19 protein-coding genes are annotated in these 16,736 nt (G+C 47.8%); 1 reads left to right on the top strand and 18 read right to left on the bottom strand.

Features of this window, described 5'->3' with window-relative positions; genetic code table 11:
- Positions 1 to 44: 44 nt before the first annotated feature.
- The 16 genes from B5F87_RS13370 to pyrE form a co-directional block, all read right to left on the bottom strand.
- Entirely contained in the window at positions 45 to 1,958 is a 1,914-nt protein-coding gene (locus tag B5F87_RS13370; protein WP_087281842.1) for a PTS sugar transporter subunit IIA, read from the bottom strand.
- Positions 1,959 to 2,147: 189 nt separating this feature from the next.
- Positions 2,148 to 3,572, bottom strand: coding sequence for a fructose-specific PTS transporter subunit EIIC (locus tag B5F87_RS13365; protein ID WP_087281840.1), 1,425 nt, complete (start codon positions 3,570 to 3,572; stop codon positions 2,148 to 2,150).
- Positions 3,573 to 3,577: 5 nt separating this feature from the next.
- Complete coding sequence (locus tag B5F87_RS13360) at positions 3,578 to 4,033, bottom strand: PTS sugar transporter subunit IIA (RefSeq protein WP_158097053.1); 456 nt, start codon at positions 4,031 to 4,033, stop codon at positions 3,578 to 3,580.
- Positions 4,034 to 4,220: 187 nt separating this feature from the next.
- On the bottom strand, positions 4,221 to 4,538 hold the full coding sequence (locus B5F87_RS13355; protein ID WP_087281836.1) for an AzlD domain-containing protein: 318 nt from the start codon (positions 4,536 to 4,538) through the stop codon (positions 4,221 to 4,223).
- Positions 4,539 to 5,240 carry an AzlC family ABC transporter permease gene (locus B5F87_RS13350; protein ID WP_087281834.1) on the bottom strand — a complete coding sequence of 234 codons (702 nt, stop codon included), beginning with the start codon at positions 5,238 to 5,240 and terminating at the stop codon, positions 4,539 to 4,541.
- A gap of 96 nt (positions 5,241 to 5,336) precedes the next feature.
- Entirely contained in the window at positions 5,337 to 6,608 is a 1,272-nt protein-coding gene (gene purD / locus B5F87_RS13345) for a phosphoribosylamine--glycine ligase (protein WP_087281832.1), read from the bottom strand.
- A gap of 12 nt (positions 6,609 to 6,620) precedes the next feature.
- Positions 6,621 to 7,247 carry a phosphoribosylglycinamide formyltransferase gene (gene purN / locus B5F87_RS13340; protein ID WP_087281830.1) on the bottom strand — a complete coding sequence of 209 codons (627 nt, stop codon included), beginning with the start codon at positions 7,245 to 7,247 and terminating at the stop codon, positions 6,621 to 6,623.
- Entirely contained in the window at positions 7,241 to 8,266 is a 1,026-nt protein-coding gene (gene purM / locus B5F87_RS13335) for a phosphoribosylformylglycinamidine cyclo-ligase (RefSeq protein ID WP_087281828.1), read from the bottom strand. The genes purN and purM overlap by 7 nt, the downstream gene beginning before the upstream one ends.
- A gap of 99 nt (positions 8,267 to 8,365) precedes the next feature.
- Complete coding sequence (purE, locus tag B5F87_RS13330) at positions 8,366 to 8,878, bottom strand: 5-(carboxyamino)imidazole ribonucleotide mutase (RefSeq protein WP_087281826.1); 513 nt, start codon at positions 8,876 to 8,878, stop codon at positions 8,366 to 8,368.
- A gap of 22 nt (positions 8,879 to 8,900) precedes the next feature.
- Entirely contained in the window at positions 8,901 to 9,815 is a 915-nt protein-coding gene (gene pyrF / locus B5F87_RS13325; RefSeq protein WP_087281824.1) for an orotidine-5'-phosphate decarboxylase, read from the bottom strand.
- Between the two features lie 109 nt (positions 9,816 to 9,924).
- Complete coding sequence (locus B5F87_RS13320; RefSeq protein WP_087281822.1) at positions 9,925 to 11,193, bottom strand: dihydroorotase; 1,269 nt, start codon at positions 11,191 to 11,193, stop codon at positions 9,925 to 9,927.
- 20 nt (positions 11,194 to 11,213) lie between these two features.
- Entirely contained in the window at positions 11,214 to 13,397 is a 2,184-nt protein-coding gene (locus tag B5F87_RS13315) for an aminopeptidase (RefSeq protein WP_087281819.1), read from the bottom strand.
- A gap of 50 nt (positions 13,398 to 13,447) precedes the next feature.
- Positions 13,448 to 13,756 carry a DUF6142 family protein gene (locus B5F87_RS13310; RefSeq protein WP_087281817.1) on the bottom strand — a complete coding sequence of 103 codons (309 nt, stop codon included), beginning with the start codon at positions 13,754 to 13,756 and terminating at the stop codon, positions 13,448 to 13,450.
- A gap of 3 nt (positions 13,757 to 13,759) precedes the next feature.
- Positions 13,760 to 14,254 (bottom strand): VanZ family protein, encoded by a 495-nt coding sequence (locus B5F87_RS13305; RefSeq protein ID WP_171900468.1) that lies wholly within the window; start codon positions 14,252 to 14,254, stop codon positions 13,760 to 13,762.
- A gap of 112 nt (positions 14,255 to 14,366) precedes the next feature.
- On the bottom strand, positions 14,367 to 14,519 hold the full coding sequence (locus tag B5F87_RS21205) for a hypothetical protein (protein WP_171900467.1): 153 nt from the start codon (positions 14,517 to 14,519) through the stop codon (positions 14,367 to 14,369).
- 17 nt (positions 14,520 to 14,536) lie between these two features.
- On the bottom strand, positions 14,537 to 15,211 hold the full coding sequence (pyrE, locus tag B5F87_RS13300) for an orotate phosphoribosyltransferase (RefSeq protein WP_087281813.1): 675 nt from the start codon (positions 15,209 to 15,211) through the stop codon (positions 14,537 to 14,539).
- 193 nt (positions 15,212 to 15,404) lie between these two features.
- Between pyrE and B5F87_RS21020 the strand changes: the two genes are divergently transcribed.
- The gene (locus tag B5F87_RS21020; protein ID WP_158097052.1) at positions 15,405 to 15,578 is read left to right on the top strand and encodes a hypothetical protein; all 174 of its coding nucleotides are present in this window, start codon (positions 15,405 to 15,407) and stop codon (positions 15,576 to 15,578) included.
- Between the two features lie 446 nt (positions 15,579 to 16,024).
- On the opposite strand, the gene B5F87_RS13295 is transcribed toward B5F87_RS21020, so the two are convergent.
- Both B5F87_RS13295 and B5F87_RS13290 read right to left on the bottom strand, forming a co-directional pair.
- The gene (locus B5F87_RS13295) at positions 16,025 to 16,420 is read right to left on the bottom strand and encodes a hypothetical protein (protein WP_087281811.1); all 396 of its coding nucleotides are present in this window, start codon (positions 16,418 to 16,420) and stop codon (positions 16,025 to 16,027) included.
- Complete coding sequence (locus B5F87_RS13290) at positions 16,410 to 16,619, bottom strand: helix-turn-helix transcriptional regulator (RefSeq protein ID WP_087281895.1); 210 nt, start codon at positions 16,617 to 16,619, stop codon at positions 16,410 to 16,412. Before B5F87_RS13290 ends, B5F87_RS13295 begins: the two co-directional genes overlap by 11 nt.
- Positions 16,620 to 16,736: the final 117 nt, after the last annotated feature.

Genomic DNA, 16,736 nt, shown 5'->3' with positions numbered 1-16,736 from the left:
TTAATCACATCCTTTCTCTCCTGTTAGAAATCATTCAATATTATCTATCTCAAAATTTGAAACAGTCGTTGTCTGAAAACTTCATCCGGTACATTTTCTTCCGCCTGAAGCTTTCGTATGTTTTCTTCCACATCCGGATTGGCAAGAATCCGGTAAAACGTATTAAAGAGCATCGGCTTTTCTTTGAGCATCTCCGAAGATACCGCAAACAAAAATGCGCACTGTATTCTTGAATCATCCCACAAAAGCGGCTGATTCATTCTCGCAACCACCAATCTGGTAGAATGTACCAGAGCAGGATTCCCATGGGGCAGCGCGATATGACACAGACTGGTGGAAGATATCTTCTCCCTGTCCAGCACCGTCTGCAGGTATTCTTCTTCCACATAATCCTCCTCCATGAGAGGACGCACCATAGCTTCCACCGCCGCAGGCATATCTTTCTCGTCCAGATGCAGTATGATTGCTTCCAGAATATTCATCTCCAGAAGACGATTGATCTGAATCTCCCGGATACATTCACCGATTTTTTTAATCTCCCTGCCCGGAAGAGCCATGGAAATATACACAACCGGCAGTTCTGTTTTGATAATACGTTCCGTGGTAACAATACAGTCACATTCCGGAGCCTCCAATTGAGAAAATTCCTGCAGGGAATACATTCCCGTAATCTCCACATTGGAAAGCTTTCTTTCAATCTTGGCGCGTATGATCTGCGCCGCTGCCGCTCCAAAGTGACATACTATAATAATTTTTGTTTTTTCCCTCTCATCCTTCGCCCGCTCAATGGCAGCCTGAAAATGGATGGCAAGATAAATCAGCTCATCATCTTTCATGGACAGTTTGTACATGTCGGAAATGTAATCGGCTGCGATCGCCGCCATCTCAAATCCGAATGGATACTGCCTTTTCATGGACTTCACCGTATAAAAATCAGTCTCCACGTCCATATGATTGCCCCGTAGCATCGTTGTATACAGATGACCCGACAACCCCTGGATCAATTCTTCATCCTGGCTGAAATCCACGCTGAGCTTCTCACGAACAGCCTGCAAGATCTCTCCCACCGGCAGGCTCATCTTCTCCATAATCTGATCCCGGCAGGCAATCTTCTGCTTACGCAGCGATAAAAGCAGCTGATAGAGATAACGCAGCTCTTCTTCGTATTCCGGAAGATGAAGCGTATGACAAAGCGTGCGAATCCATTCGTACAGTCCTTCAAATTCCGGTTCTTCACCGGAGTCTCTGCTGTTAATCTTTGCCTTTTCTGTGCTGGCACTCTCCCCATGACGGGCCATGAACAGAATATAAAGAAAAATCTGCTGCATGGATTCATCTGTAAACCGGAACCATTTCACTTCCTGAAGCAGCTGAATCGCTTTCTGCGCCCGCTCTGTCTGGTCTTCCGTAAAATAATCCAGAATCGGAAAATGCAGTTGATGGAACTGCTTAAGCGCCGCCCCGTAATCTTCTCCAAACAAATAAGGGAACATGATTTTCACAAAGAGTTCCCTCCTTCTGTTCTGTGACGCAGCGTACCTGATACCATAGTGACGCTGAGACTGGACGTCGTCCGGATACTTCTTCATAATAGAAGCAAGCTGTTTTTCCGCATAAGATTTGCTGACCAGAAGCGTATCCGCAATATCCTGAATGATGAGAAAATCATCGTGAAGTACGAGAAGAAGCAGTACTCTTCTCTCAAACTCCATCTCGAAGCGGGGGATACTCATGTTCATCACGTCGGCGAACTTCTCATGACCACTGATCATCACGCGATTACCGGACATAAATTGAATGATGATCCCAAACTCTTCCAGAGCTTCAGATAAATCTTTCAGCTGATTCTTCAGAGTCTTTACGGAAACCTCCAGATAATCCGACATGGAGGACAGATCCACCACATCGTAGTCTTTGAGATATCCGATCATCTCCATATCTCTCTTTGTGAATCTCATGATTACACACCACACCTCACTTCTATAGAATTTATCAAAATTATTCTTAAGATAAAACTCATTGTTTTTTCATTATCTGACCAAAACATGTGCTTAACTTACAATTTTATTTCATCACATTTACAATTTTTTTTCAAGGGAAAATTCATTTTTTTATAAAAAAAATGTGCTTTTTATACGAATTCTTCGTCATTTACCCTCTCTCTGCCGGCTTTTTGTCAATAAAACTATCGTCGTTGAGACAAGAACGCCCAAAACAATGCAGAAGAAATATAGCATCACATGATTTGTCGCTCCGATAAAACCTATGATGGGTCCCCCATGAGGAGCTGCCGAGGTCACCCCCAGAAAGGCTGCCGCCGCTCCGGACACGGCGGAACCGATGATTACCGCCGGAAGCACATGTTTCGGGTCTGACAGGGCAAAAGGAATGGCTCCCTCGCTGATGCCTATCATTCCCATAAATATTGTATATACCCCTGCTCCCCGTTCTTCTTTTGTAAACATTTTGCCTCCCACAAGCGCCGCCAGTCCCATGGAAAGCGGCGCCACGCCGATGGCGGCTGACGCAATGCCCATTATCTGCAGATTTCCTTCGGCTATGGACGCCACTCCAAAGAAAAATGCCACCTTATTGATGGGGCCTCCCATATCGACGCCAATCATGGCTCCGAGCACTATACCGAGCGGGATCGCCGTAGTCACATTTTCTGATAAATATACCAAAAGTCCGTTGAGGCTGCGCATAGCAAATGCGATGGGCCCTCCAAGAATACATATAAAAACCAGCGCTGTGACGCTGACTCCCAGAAAAGGAATCACAAAAATCGGCATCATAGGTTTTATGGATTTGGGAATTTTCATGGAATTGATACCTTTTACCAGATAGCCGACCAGGTAGCCAACTACAATACAGCCAAGAAATCCGGTTCCCTCTCCCGTCCCCAGCAGTTCTCCGTTTGTGGCGATCATGGCTCCAAGCATCGCCGGCGCCAGCGCCGCTCTGCCGGATATGGATACGGCGATAAAGCCGGCCAGTATTGGGTACATCAATTCAAAAGCCAGCAGACCGATCTGATGCATTTTGTTCCAGAAAACAGAATTAATGAGCAGACCGTTCGAGGAACTTTCGCCTGCAAACGCCTGAGATAACGAGATGAACAGCCCTCCTACCACGACAAAAGGAATCATGTAGGACGCTCCATTCATGAGCTGATGCAATACTGCCGACTGCTCTTTGCCGGAAGATGAGAACAAAGAGGTTTCCCCTGCTTCTTTTTCATCGTCTCCTGCCGTTTCTCCCATCTTCTCTGCCTTCGCCTCCATATCGAGAAACACCTGTCTGGTATCTTTCAACACCGGTTTGATGGATATCCGGTATATCTTTTTTCCCCGGAACCTCTCTATTCCCTCTATGGCAACATCCGCAGCGATTATCACATAATCTGCCTCGGCAATCTGCCTGGCTGTCAGCATATTCTCCGTTCCCTGAGATCCCTGGGTCTCGATGTGCATCTCGTAGCCTAATTTTTCCCCTGTAATCTCCAGCCGTTCCGCAGCCATATAGGTGTGAGCAATACCTGTGGGGCATTTGGTGACCCCAATGATCTTCATGCTTTTCACCTCATTTCACGCAGCATATAATCATATAACTGATTCTTGTCCGTACAATGTTTAAGATTATACACAAATTCATCGTTCATCAGCTTCCTGGCAAGCATCGCCAGTGTTGGAAGATGTTTATTTTTCTCCGGTTCCGCCGGAGTGATGGCAACCACCGCAAGATCCACAGGTTCTCCGTCGATGGCCTCCCATTCCACCGGCCATGCAAAACGTACGACAGCAAATACCGGGTCGCATAACCCCCGAATTCTTGCGTGGGGCATAGCGATTCCGCCGCCGAATCCCGTGGAATCAAGCAGCTCTCTTTTGCGAAAGGCATCGATCAGCCGCAATTCATAGGCTGCATTGTGCCTGGAGCAAAGATGGCTGATAATACGAATCGCCTCTCTTTTATCCCTGGATTCTACCTTTATGTTGTCAAAAATCATTTCCCTCTTTACTATCGTGCTCACTTTCCTCACCTCCGGTCCTCGTATCCTGTCTTGTCGATACATACAATGTATCAGAATTATATGTGAAGTAAAACTCCTGATTTGTCTTGCTGGTACCTGTGTATTTACGGTTTATATCCGCACAGCAAAACACAGCGGAAACAACTATTTTAATAAACAGTCATTTCCGCTGCGCCACACCTGTTATTCAGATCAGTTTCAGCAAAAACTCCACAATGAGCACAGCCGCGCAGGCGCCGGCTGCCACCACGATCAGGCTTCCTTTTCTGTATGCCAGGATCACCGCCGCGACCAGTCCCGCCACTGCAGAAATCATACTGCCTGTGGCGTAAAGAATCGCCGGAAAAGTCATAGCCGCCAGCACTGTATAGGGTATGTAATATAAAAAAGAATTCAACAGCCGGTTTTTTATTTTCTTCCTCACCAGAACCAGGGGAATCACCCGAATCAGATAGGTCACCCCCGCCATGACGATAAGATATGGCAAAAAAATCATAAAATCCATTCAGACTTCCTCCTCCACCGGAAACAGCACTGCACCGGCTGCCGAGGCGATAACCGCACAGATAATGATAGCAAATCCACTGGAAATCCCCGCAAATACCGGAACATATTTGAGCAGGACGCTGATGGCAACTGCCAGCAGCACCACTGCGGACACTTGTTTATCCTCGACTGATTTGGGCACCACAACGGCGATGAACATGCCGTAAAGGGCAATACCCAGCGCATTGGTGAGAATTTCCGGAAGTACATTTCCCAGAAAAGCGCCAAAAAAAGTGCCCGATGTCCAGCCGATCACCGGCAGAAACATCAAACCCCCAAAATAACTTTTTGCGATGGGCTCATCCCTCTGGATAGCCGCTGCAAAAATCTCATCGGTAATGCCAAAACCGAGAATCCACCGCCATATCCCCCGAAAACCGCTGTCGACTTTCTGGGAAAGAGCGATGGACATGAGCATATACCGTGCATTGATGACAAGCTGCGTCAAGGCCATTTCCAGGAGCGTTCCCGCCTGAGCAATAACTGTTAAGCCGGCAAACTGACCGGCGGAAGTCAGGTTGGTAAAAGAAATCAGCACTGACTCGAATATGCTGCACCCGCTCTCCACCGCCAGAATTCCAAAAGCAAAGGAAACAGCAAAATACCCAAAACAAATGGGTATTCCGTCACGAAGCCCCTGCTTTAAATATTTTCCTTTCATCAATCTTTCCACCCATTGATTCTCATGGCAGGCATGCAGCCGGAAACAGCCCTCGCTGCTCCGTCCTGCGCGCCCTGTCCTTCATTTATGCTTCTATTATGCTTCGTCAATGGCCTTTCCGATATCATGTCTCATATATTTGTTATCAAAATTTACCCACTCGGTGGCCGCATAAGCGTTCTTTCTGGCTTTCTTCAAGTCCGCACCCTTGGCGGTGATGCCGAGAACCCGGCCGCCGTTGGTTACGATGCCTTTGTCAGTCTTTTTGGAACCGGCATGGAAGCAGTAATAGCCGTCTTTATCCTTGAAGTTCTCCAGTCCCTCGATGACAAAGCCTTTCTCATAGGATACCGGATATCCATCGGAGGCAAGAACCACACAGACTGCCGCGTTATCTTCAAACTGCAGATCAATCTCATCGAGCCGTCCGTCAATGCAGGCTTCCATCACGTCAATAATATCGTTCTTCATCCGAGGCAGCACCACCTGTGCTTCCGGATCGCCAAAACGGGCGTTGTATTCCAGTACTTTCGGGCCGTCTTCAGTGAGCATAAGACCCGTAAACAGCACGCCCACAAACGGACGTCCTTCCGCTGCCATAGCGTCCATGGTCGGCTGATAAATGTATTTTTCACAAAATTCTTCCACTTCTTTTGTGTAGAACGGGCTCGGAGAAAATGTACCCATTCCTCCGGTGTTAAGACCGGTATCCCCGTCCCCGGCTCTCTTGTGATCCTGGGCGCTGGTCATACATTTGATAGTCTTTCCGTCACAGAAGGCCAGCACGGACACTTCCCGGCCGGTCATGAACTCTTCGATGACCATGGTATCGCCGGCGTCGCCGAACTTCTTCTCTTCCATGATGGTCTTCACGCCTTCTTTTGCTTCTTCCAGCGTGTTGCAGATGAGAACACCTTTACCGAGAGCCAGTCCGTCCGCCTTCAGCACGATCGGCATCTTAGCTGTTTCCAGATAAGCCAAAGCCTCTTCCTTAGAGGTAAAGTTCTCATAGGCCGCCGTCGGAATCTTGTATTTCTTCATCAGATCCTTGGAAAATGCCTTAGATCCCTCGATGATAGCTGCATTTTTTCTAGGGCCGAATACCCGGAGGCCTTCCGCCTCAAAGACATCAACCACACCGCCCACCAGCGGGTCATCCATGCCGATGATGGTGAGATCCACTGCATTTTCTTTGGCGAAAGCCGCCAGTTTTTCAAACTCCATGGCGCCGATATCCACGCACTCCGCATACTCCGCAATACCGGCGTTGCCCGGCGCGCAGTAGATCTTATCCACTTTATCACTTTTGGCAACCGCCCATGCAATGGCGTGTTCTCTTCCGCCGCTTCCAACAATTAATACTTTCATCGCGCATCCTCCCTATTCGTCTATGGTAACCTTACGTCCGTCCACATGTACTTTTCCATTGGCAATGAGGTCAATGGCTTTCGGCAGAATGACCCATTCCGCCTGTTCCATGATCCGCCGCTGCAATACTTCCGGGGTATCGTCCTGCTCCACCATCACCGGCTTTTGCAGAAGAATCGGCCCTGTATCCGTACCCTCGTCCACAAAATGCACGGTAGCTCCGGAGACTCTCACGCCCCGCGCCAGTGCTTTCTCGTGGACATGAAGGCCGTAACATCCCGTTCCGCAAAAGGACGGGATCAGGGACGGATGAATATTGATGATCCGGTTCTCATATTCTTCGATGACGCAAGGCGGCACCACAACCAGATAACCGGCCAGCACCACCAGGTCGATTTCCCGCTCTTTTAACGCTTCCAGCAATTTCTGATTAAACTCTTCTCTTGTGTCAAAGCTTTTCGGAGACAGCAAAAGGGCTTCCACGCCGTATTTTTCCGCCCGGGTGAGGGCGTAGGCTCCGGCGTTATTGCTGATGACCACCCGGATCTCCGCATTGGTGATCCTGCCGTCGTCAATGGAATCCATGATGGCCTGAAGATTAGTTCCGCCGCCGGACACAAGCACCGCCAGCTTTAACATATGGTCACTCCCTTTTCTCCGGCTTCCACTCTGCCGACAATCCATGCTTTCTCTCCGGCCTCGGTCAGCGCCTGCACTGCCTTGTCCGCATCCGCGGCATCAAGGGCCAGCATCATACCGATACCCATGTTGTAAGTGTTGTACATCATTTCCTCGGCAATGTCGCCTTCCTTTGCCAGAAGACGGAAGATCGCCGGTACTTCATAGCTGTTCTTATCCACAACGGCCCGCACGCCTTCCGGGAGCATCCGCGGGATATTCTCATAGAAACCGCCGCCGGTGATATGGCTGCACCCCTTGATGGTTACATCGGCGTTCTTCACAGCTTTCAATGCTTTCACATAAATTTTTGTCGGAGTCAGCAGCGCTTCTCCCAGGGTCATCCCCAGCTCTTCTTTATACTCTTCCAGTGCCTCCCTTTCCATCGGAAACACCTTTCTTACAAGCGAGTAACCGTTGCTGTGAATACCGGAGGACGCAATGCCCACCAGCACATCGCCGGCCTTGATGTTCTCTCCGGTGATCATATCTTTTTTATCACAGACGCCCACGGCAAATCCTGCCAGATCATACTCATCTTCTGCCATCAGTCCCGGATGCTCTGCTGTCTCGCCGCCAATGAGCGCCGCCTCAGACTGGAGACATCCTTCAGCAACTCCCTTTACGATCGACGCGATTTTCTCCGGATAATTCTTGCCGCAGGCAATGTAATCCAGGAAAAACAGAGGTTCTCCTCCGGCGCAGGCGATATCGTTGACACACATGGCAACACAGTCGATGCCGACGGTGTCATGCTTATCCAGAATCATGGACAGCTTCACCTTTGTGCCGCAGCCATCTGTGCCTGACAGAAGAACAGGCTCTTCCATCTCCTTAATCTTACTTAATGAAAATGCACCGGAAAAACCTCCGAGACCTCCCAGCACTTCCGGCCGCATGGTCTTTTTTACATGTTCTTTCATGAGTTCCACCGACTGATAGCCGGCCTCAATATCCACGCCTGCGTTCTTATAATCCATAACAGACTCCTTTCTTCTCTGACATCTGTATATTGAAGTGTATTTTTGTTCCTTTTTCTCATTGTAGTCTGAGCCGGACTCCGCCGCGCAATCAGACAATTACATCTGTTTCAGGTACTCTTTATATCCGATGGAATCAAGTTTCTCCGCTTTCTCTACCACCTGGTCTTTGAGCTTCGCAGAATATTCTTTCAGCCTGCCAAGAAGCTCCGCGTCGGATGTGGCAAGAATCTTCGCCGCCAGAATACCTGCATTGGCAGCTCCATTGATAGCGACTGTGGCAACAGGAATACCGGACGGCATCTGCACGATGGAATAAAGTGAATCCACACCGCCCAGATCGGAGGTCTTCATCGGAACACCGATGACCGGCATCGGAAAGATGGCCGCGCACATGCCCGGCAGATGCGCTGCCTTACCTGCGCCGGCGATGATCACCTTATATCCTCTTTCCTCTGCGGATTTCGCATATTTAAAAAACTCTTCCGGCTCTCTGTGCGCAGAAATAATCGTCATCTCAAAATCAATACCCAGTTCTTCCAGAATATCCGCTGCCTTGCTCATGATCGGCATATCGGAGTCGCTTCCCATTACAATACCTACTTTTGCCATGTTATGTTCTTCCTTTCTTTTTCTATACAAATGCGTTCTTCAGATCTTCCTTCATATCGAGGACTGCCTGACGGCTGGCGTCTCCGAAGTTCTCCGGTCCGTACACATCAGACTTCTGATATGCACAGATGATACCGCGGCTGGAGTTAACGATAGCTCCCAGTCCATCCTCATTGAAAAATGGAGCAAGGTCTTTGCCGGTTCCTCCCTGCGCGCCGTATCCCGGCACCAGAATATAGTTCTTCGGCATCAGCTTACGAAGCACAGCTCCCATCTCCGGATAGGTCGCGCCCACAACGGCTCCCACGTAGCTGTAGTCGTCGCCCATGTGCTCCTCGCCCCACTGAGCCACCTTTTCCGCCACGATCTCATAGAGCGGCCGGCCGTCGATGAGACGATCCTGGAACTCGCCGCTGGACGGATTGGAGGTTTTGACAAGAATGAACATGCCCTTCTTTTCTTCTTTACAAACCTTGATGAACGGTTTTACTCCGTCGGAGCCCAGATAAGGGTTCACTGTGATGAAGTCCTCTGTAAAAGGAGAGTAGATCTTATCGCCCACCTGCACCTTTCCCACATGACCGATGGCGTAAGCCTCGGAAGTGGAACCGATATCACCGCGCTTGATGTCGCCGATGATCACAAGTCCTTTGCTCTTTGCATAGTCACAGGTACGCTTGAACGCCTGCATACCCGGAATACCGAACTGCTCATACATGGCCACCTGCGGCTTCACCGCCGGAATCAGATCGTATGTGGCGTCAATAATTCCCTTGTTGAACTGCCAGACAGCCTCAGCGGCTCCCTCCAGTGTCTCCCCATATGCATCAAAAGCGTCTTTTCTGATGTGCTCCGGCACATAGGAAAGCATCGGATCCAGTCCGACAACGATAGGGGCATCTTTTTCCTTAATGTTCTTAATTAATTCCTGAATCATCTTGTCCCTCCATATCTTTTCTTGGTCAGTCTCAGCGCGGCTTCATACCGGCTTTCGTTCCGCCGTCATGCCGCTCGCTGAAAACCCATTGGTACATTCTAGCATACTTTTATCCGGCTGTATACACAATCTTCCCGCCGCAGATGGTAAAGCGCACCTTTCCGCAGAGCTGCGCGCCCAGGAACGGGGAATTGCTGGCCTTGGAGGCAAAACGTTCCACCTGCCATACCTGCTCCGGATCAAAGATCACCAGATCCGCCGCCTTTCCCACCGAAATGTCTCCGCAGTCAAACTGATAGAGCTTCGCCGGATTGACGGTCATTTTCTCCAGCAGGCTCATCATGGACAGGTATCCACTTTTTACCAGGTTGGTAATTCCCAGCGCCAGCGCTGTCTCCAGCCCGATGATGCCGCTCGGCGCGGCAGTAAATTCTTTCTCTTTCTCCTCCGCAGAATGAGGCGCGTGGTCGGTGGCGATCATGTCAATGGTGCCGTCCATGAGCCCCTCGATGATCTTGGTCTTATCCCAGCTGGTCCGTACCGGCGGATTCATCTTGCACATGGTTCCGTAGTTTGGCACGTCCTCCTCTGTGAGCGTGAAATGATGGGGCGTCACTTCAGCGTACACTTTCGCGCCTTTGCTTTTGGCGTAGCGCACCAGATCCACCGATCTTCCTGAAGAAATGTGCTGGATATCCACCTTTGCGCCGGTCTCCAGAGCAAGCATCACATCCCTTGCCACCATCACATCCTCAGATACTGCCGGCGCGCCGCCGATGCCCATCTGCTCACTGATCACACCTTTGTTAATGCCGTTTACTTCATTTAAGGACGGATCCTCCTCATGAAGGCTGATCGGCATATCCACCTTAGCCGCCATCTCCATGGCTTTCCTGATAAATCCGGCGTCAGTAAGCGGGATCCCGTCATCGGTAAACCCGCAGGCCCCGTGACGAACCATCTCCTCAAAGTCCACCAGTTCCTTTCCGCCGAAGTTCTTCGACACGGCGGACACCTGCTTCACATGGACAGGCAGTTCCTTCGCCCGCTCCAGAATGTCATCAAGGACCTCCGGACAATCCACCACCGGCTTTGTATTTGCCATGCAGACCACCGTAGTAAAGCCGCCGGCTGCCGCCGCCGCACTTCCGGTCTGCAGATCTTCTTTATAGGTAAATCCCGGATCCCGGAAATGTACGTGCACATCCACCAGTCCCGGCGCCACCACGCAGCCGCCTGCGTCAATGACCTGCTCCGGCTCTCCAAAGTCTCCCTGCTGACCGAAACCGGCTATCTTTCCATCCTTCACCCACACATCGGTCACTTCATCCATGCCGGTGGCGGGATTCATTACTCTTCCATTTTTTATAAGAAGCATATGGACTCTCCTTTTTCATTCTAATCTATAGCATCTTCATCGGTATTACTGCTGGCGCCATCTTCCTGCAAAATGTCTTCCACCAAACCTCCGGCGCCCGTCTCCATCTCGCTCTCGCTGGTCTCCGTCTTCTGAAACGCATCATTGAGCCGAAATGTTCCGTCAAGCACAAAGCGGCCGTCGAGGATAATCGGTACCTCTACCCGCTCTTTATTGACAGCCACGATACGGCCCAGGGCTTCATATGGAATCGTGATATCCGTATGGCAGTTAAAATACGCCTTTTTCGGATTCTCCTTTCTGAGCACAGAGCACTCATTATCCTTGGCGATGATCTCTTTGCCATCCGGATTAAACACGCGCACATCTTCCGAATAAGAATAACATGTATCGCCAAGAGCCACATGAGGCCCCATTTTTTCTGCAATGAGAATCGGCAGTTTGGACATAATATCATATTTAGCCGCCATCACATAGGCAGTGGTATTTGTTCCGATGGCGAACTCTCCCATCGGAAGAGTATCCCGGTTGAACAGCAGGTTTTCTTTAATAAACTTCCTGCCTTCCTCTTCCTCCGCAAAATTATCGCAGGAATACTCAGTCACCATACCATCCTCAAACTGAATCCGCAGATTCTTGTAACACAAACCGTTCAGATAAACTTTACCCACATGCAAAAGTCCGTTCGTTCCCTTCAGCCTCGGAGTAGTGAAGACTTCTCCCACCGGAATATTTACATCTGCCAGACAGTTTTCAAACTTTGTCTGCGTCTCCGGATCCTCAAGATCCGTAAGGGCAATGGTCAGGTTGGTCATGTTGCTGCCCCGGCCCATGATCTTCACAAAGGCCGCGCGGTCCAGTACCTGAATCATATTCTGCTGAATCTCTTTATATTTCTCTTTATCCAGATTATTGACCTTCCGGACTTCCTCAAAAATCTCCTCAAACTGCTCCCCGATGGAAGGCAGCGGATAGGCGATGATCGTAAAGCTCCGCTCATCCTGATTGATAAATTCATTCATCAGCGCATTGGATTCCGCCGAATATTCCACCAGCAGGTTCTGCTGCCGCTCGCTGAGACGATAGGCCTCAGGCTTGCTCTCCGGCTCAAACGGAACCTCTCCGAACACCTCGAAGCAGGCCGGCCCGGCAAAGCCCTCCGCCTCCTCGGCAAATGTTTCATAGGCCTTGCGCATGCAGGTCAGCTTCCGGTCCAGCATCCGCTTGTCAAAGTAAATGGCCTCGTCAAACCGGTGATCATAATCGTACTGCTCATTCGGGTTGGAGGAAATGTATCCCACCTTCAGGTTCTGTCTCTTATTCAATGTATTGACCGCAGCCCGGTAAATGACCGGCTCCAGTCCCATTTCCCGGAACTGATAAACCGCAGCCCGGATGATCCTCTCAAATCCGATATTATAACGGATATTGACCGTTTTCTTTTTGGACAGATCCACATTTTTCAGGGCAAAGCCTTCCCGGTAGCCGTCCGTAAATGTAAAGGCGATCTCATCGATCTCCTCCTGCAGCAGGCTGCTCAGATACTCCGCCATGCGAATCTCATTTTCTGATATATATTCTCCATAAGAATACAGATAACGGATATTTGTAAGATCTGCGCCCATTACGATAGATGTGGCAAAAGAAAGGGATGTATCAAACATCTCACGTACTCTCCAGCCAATCCATTCCTCGGCATAATCATATAAAAACCAGTAAATTGCATCCTTCACCTGATGATAGCTCACATCTCCGCTTTCAAACATACAGTAAATCTCAATGAACAACTCATTAAGATATGTCATTTTTTCCAGATTCTGCTCAAAACAAAATACTCTCTCTGAACGGAGTTCCGCATACAGAAAACTCAGAATCCGTCCATATTCTTCTCCAATAGACTTTACGGCGTACGCAGGATTGGCAAAAGAACTCTCATAATTTTCCGGAAAAAGCTCTTCATAAAACTTGCGGTTCTCCCTCTGCAGCTCTTCGAGAGTACAGCTGTCCAGAATTCCGTCATACACAGCCGCATAGATAGCTCTGCATTTTTCAAGAAAAGCCGCCGTCTGCTTAAAATACCGGGACACTTCTCCCTCCGGCAACTCATTTTTGCCGGAAGCGATCTCGCGGATACGCTCTGCCGCCAGTTCAAACCGCTCTTTCACCGCTTCATTTTCTTCTTTTAATAATACTCTGTAATCCATATAACACTCCGTCCTCCCTGTCAATAACTGTTCACATCCATATCATTGTATTACAGCATAATCAATGTAATACCCAGAAAAATAACTGCGACATTCAGACAGATACCTGATATCTTAAATCTCTGATTCGTCTTTACATCGTCATAGCTGAGTACGCCCCAGATGACGCCAAAAAAAGCAAGAATCACCAGAAGGCATCCAATAAGCCCTCCTGCAATGCCTATATTTCCATGGCTTACTATGGAAACCAGCATTAATATTATAAATCCGACAAGTTCCACTATTCCCATAATCAATGTTATGACTGCGTTTTTGGAAACCTTTTTTTCTGTAAAAGATAAAGCATTTCTCGAAATCATTTTCTACTCCTTTTCCCTTCTGCTGTTTTTCCGGCAACGTTTCCGCACGATCCGAAACACTTTAAGCGCCAGACAATAGCAGACCCAGCCTGCCAGTCCGCCCAGGGTGTTCATCAGCAGATCGTCCACATCGAACACACCGACCCTCGTCACAAGCTGCAGGCTCTCTATACAGAGCGTAAACAAAAATGTATATATCAAAATCCGGATAAAACCGGTTTTTTTCGTTCTCCACAAAGGTATCAGCATTCCCACCGGAAAAAAAACCAGAAGATTTCCCATCAGATTCAGCAGAAATGCTTCCGTGCTGACATAATTCCGGTACAAAATAAAACGTCGTATCTCCGCAAATGGTATCAGATTATATCGATACGTACTGTATCCTTCTACCCGGCCCAGCCGGTCACTGAATAACACAAAATATAACACCACACAGCCGTATATGATTAAAAGGAAAAAACTAACTGCACCAATCTTCTTTCTGGTTATTTTATTCAATATCCCCATTTCCTTCCATCACATAATACACGCAGGAACCGGTTTCTAAAAAACCGGCTCCTGTTTCTGTCTGTCATACGGCCAATCCATGCCGGGGCGGTCTCCCCGAAGATTAAATCATAATATTTTTTCTGGCAGACAGCGCCCGCGCCCCATTGATGATCGTCAACACTCCCAGACTGATTCCCACAGCCATGCAGAGAATGCCCACAACAATTCCTGAAGCGCCGATTTGATTCAAAGTCTTAAAAACTTTTTCATTCATAAAAGCATCAAGCCTCCTTATTTCACACCATACTGCTCATAATAAGCGTCAATTGCTGCCTTTATCTCGTCATTAATAATTATTTGACCTTTGTAAGGTTTATTATACAAATGTTCCACAACTTCTGCCATGGTCACGATGGCCGTGGTCTTAAATCCATAAGTATCACGAATCTCCTGCAGGGCGCTCTTCTCGCCCTGACCTCTTTCCATACGGTCCACAGAAACAACCAGTCCGATCACCTTCACATCTCCCTGAGCCTTTACGATCGGCAGCGTCTCCTGAATAGAGGTACCTGCTGTAGTCACGTCCTCAATGATCACAACTTTATCGCCATCCTGAATCGGGCTTCCCAGCAGGATTCCTTTGTCGCCGTGATCTTTAATCTCCTTGCGGTTGCTGCAATACCGTATATCTTCGCCATACTTTTCAGAAATAGCTATGGTCGCTGCAACGGACAGCGGAATACCTTTGTATGCCGGTCCAAACAGCACGTCAAAATCCAGACCGAACTGATCCTTGATTGCCTGTGCATAATATTCTCCCAGCCTCTTCAACTGGGAACCTGTCCGGTAAAATCCTGTATTCACAAAAAACGGCGTCTTTCTGCCACTCTTGGTCACGAAATCGCCAAACTTCAAAACGTTGCAGTCAATCATAAACTCAATAAACTCTTTCTTATACTGTTCCATATATTTCAACCTCCGTATTGATGGACGCGGGCTAAGCCCCGCTGCGCCCTTATTTTCTTTTTGCATTTCTTTTCCATCATAACATACCCTCTGGATATTTTCAATTGAGGAAATTTTTTTATACAAACAAAAGAAAATACGTTATAATATAGCCAAATCCAGACACATATTATATATGGAAGGAGGCACAGCCGTGGGAAGATTCGTTAATCCGGATATTCTTTTTCCTGACATATCATCACTGGCTGATGCTCTGTCGGGTATCCACACCGCGACCGGCACAAAATTTATCTGCCTTGCCTACCTGACAGGCATCCTTCCCATCAAAAAGGTAAGAACCCAGTCTGCCCTGAATAACTTTGAATAATATGGTAACTTTTAAGCGAAAAGATGATGTGTTGACGCTGCTCATTCACCTCGGCTATCTGGCTTACAATCAAAATACCCAGACTGCCTTTATTCCAAACGAAGAAATTCGCACGGAACTGGCAAACGCGGTGGAAATATCTTCCTGTCCTTAAACAGTATACCGGTGACATTCTTTTAATCGGAATTAATTATGATAAGAAGAGTAAGACACATCAGTGTGTGATTGAGAGAATTGAAGGGTGAGTTTTCAATTGTGAAAACCAAAAAAAGAGCTGTTTTATGAATCTTTCTCCAATTTCTTGAATTTCAATCAAACTTTCGGAGCAGATTCATAATATAGCTCTTGTACTTATATTTTTGTTATATAATCATTTTTTATAAATTATTTTCCATAAAATCCAGCAAGGCTTTAGGCAATTTCCCCACCTGCCTCTCTGAATTTCTTCACATATTTTTCTCGATGGAATTACTTACCAGAATCAGTATCACCGGCTGGACGGCCACCATTACCCCGGTAAAGATTGCCGGGATAATGTAATCCATAAAGATAAATGCCACTGTGATTATGCCCAGCAATGTCATGTTTATCATATTTGTAATATTTCCTGCTTTTTCTTTGATGGCAATGTTTCTCTCGTCCATCACCTCAATGCGGTAATCTTTATCTTTCTCCATCATTTTATCATGCCAGAGACTGACGTGAGAAGCTGAAAAGAGAACTGCAAACAGAATTGCCAGTCCCGCATCTGCCACTTCCGGCAGATCCGTCACTACAATAATCAGAATAACAAGCGCCGCAGCAATGTAACCGCCATACCATATGATTTTCTTATTTTTCATCGTCATCCTCCTCATAAATAAAAATATCTTCAATGCTCATTTGAAAGTATCTCGCAATTTTAAATGCCAGAATAATAGAAGGATTGTACCGGCCGTTTTCCAGAGAGCCGATGGTCTGGCGGGAGACTTCCAGAGCCGCCGCCAGTTCTTCCTGTTTGATGCCTCGTTCTTTTCGCAGCTTTTCCAGATTATTTTTCACCATGTCCCCCTTTCATAGCTGTTTTATTACGCCCAATGCAGTTTCTATGATGTTTTGTTCTATTTTCTCTTGCAGTAGCTTTCAATGGAAAGTTTGCTTTCCATATTTTCATTATAC

The sequence above is a fragment of the Eubacterium sp. An3 genome (assembly GCF_002159465.1).
Taxonomy (GTDB): Bacteria; Bacillota; Clostridia; order Lachnospirales; family Lachnospiraceae; genus Anaerobutyricum; species Anaerobutyricum stercoris.
This window is presented reverse-complemented; position numbering and strand designations above follow the sequence as displayed.

Excerpts from the sequence above, each read along its gene's own strand:
- B5F87_RS13370 (WP_087281842.1), bottom strand. The coding sequence starts at position 1,958 with ATGAGATTCACAAAGAGAGATATGGAGATGATCGGATATCTCAAAGAC.
- B5F87_RS13365 (WP_087281840.1), bottom strand. The coding sequence starts at position 3,572 with ATGAAGATCATTGGGGTCACCAAATGCCCCACAGGTATTGCTCACACC.
- B5F87_RS13355 (WP_087281836.1), bottom strand. The coding sequence starts at position 4,538 with ATGGATTTTATGATTTTTTTGCCATATCTTATCGTCATGGCGGGGGTG.
- B5F87_RS13350 (WP_087281834.1), bottom strand. The coding sequence starts at position 5,240 with ATGAAAGGAAAATATTTAAAGCAGGGGCTTCGTGACGGAATACCCATT.
- purD (WP_087281832.1), bottom strand. The coding sequence starts at position 6,608 with ATGAAAGTATTAATTGTTGGAAGCGGCGGAAGAGAACACGCCATTGCA.
- purN (WP_087281830.1), bottom strand. The coding sequence starts at position 7,247 with ATGTTAAAGCTGGCGGTGCTTGTGTCCGGCGGCGGAACTAATCTTCAG.
- purM (WP_087281828.1), bottom strand. The coding sequence starts at position 8,266 with ATGGATTATAAGAACGCAGGCGTGGATATTGAGGCCGGCTATCAGTCG.
- purE (WP_087281826.1), bottom strand. The coding sequence starts at position 8,878 with ATGGCAAAAGTAGGTATTGTAATGGGAAGCGACTCCGATATGCCGATC.
- pyrF (WP_087281824.1), bottom strand. The coding sequence starts at position 9,815 with ATGATTCAGGAATTAATTAAGAACATTAAGGAAAAAGATGCCCCTATC.
- B5F87_RS13320 (WP_087281822.1), bottom strand. The coding sequence starts at position 11,193 with ATGCTTCTTATAAAAAATGGAAGAGTAATGAATCCCGCCACCGGCATG.
- B5F87_RS13315 (WP_087281819.1), bottom strand. The coding sequence starts at position 13,397 with ATGGATTACAGAGTATTATTAAAAGAAGAAAATGAAGCGGTGAAAGAG.
- B5F87_RS13310 (WP_087281817.1), bottom strand. The coding sequence starts at position 13,756 with ATGATTTCGAGAAATGCTTTATCTTTTACAGAAAAAAAGGTTTCCAAA.
- B5F87_RS21205 (WP_171900467.1), bottom strand. The coding sequence starts at position 14,519 with ATGAATGAAAAAGTTTTTAAGACTTTGAATCAAATCGGCGCTTCAGGA.
- pyrE (WP_087281813.1), bottom strand. The coding sequence starts at position 15,211 with ATGGAACAGTATAAGAAAGAGTTTATTGAGTTTATGATTGACTGCAAC.
- B5F87_RS13295 (WP_087281811.1), bottom strand. The coding sequence starts at position 16,420 with ATGAAAAATAAGAAAATCATATGGTATGGCGGTTACATTGCTGCGGCG.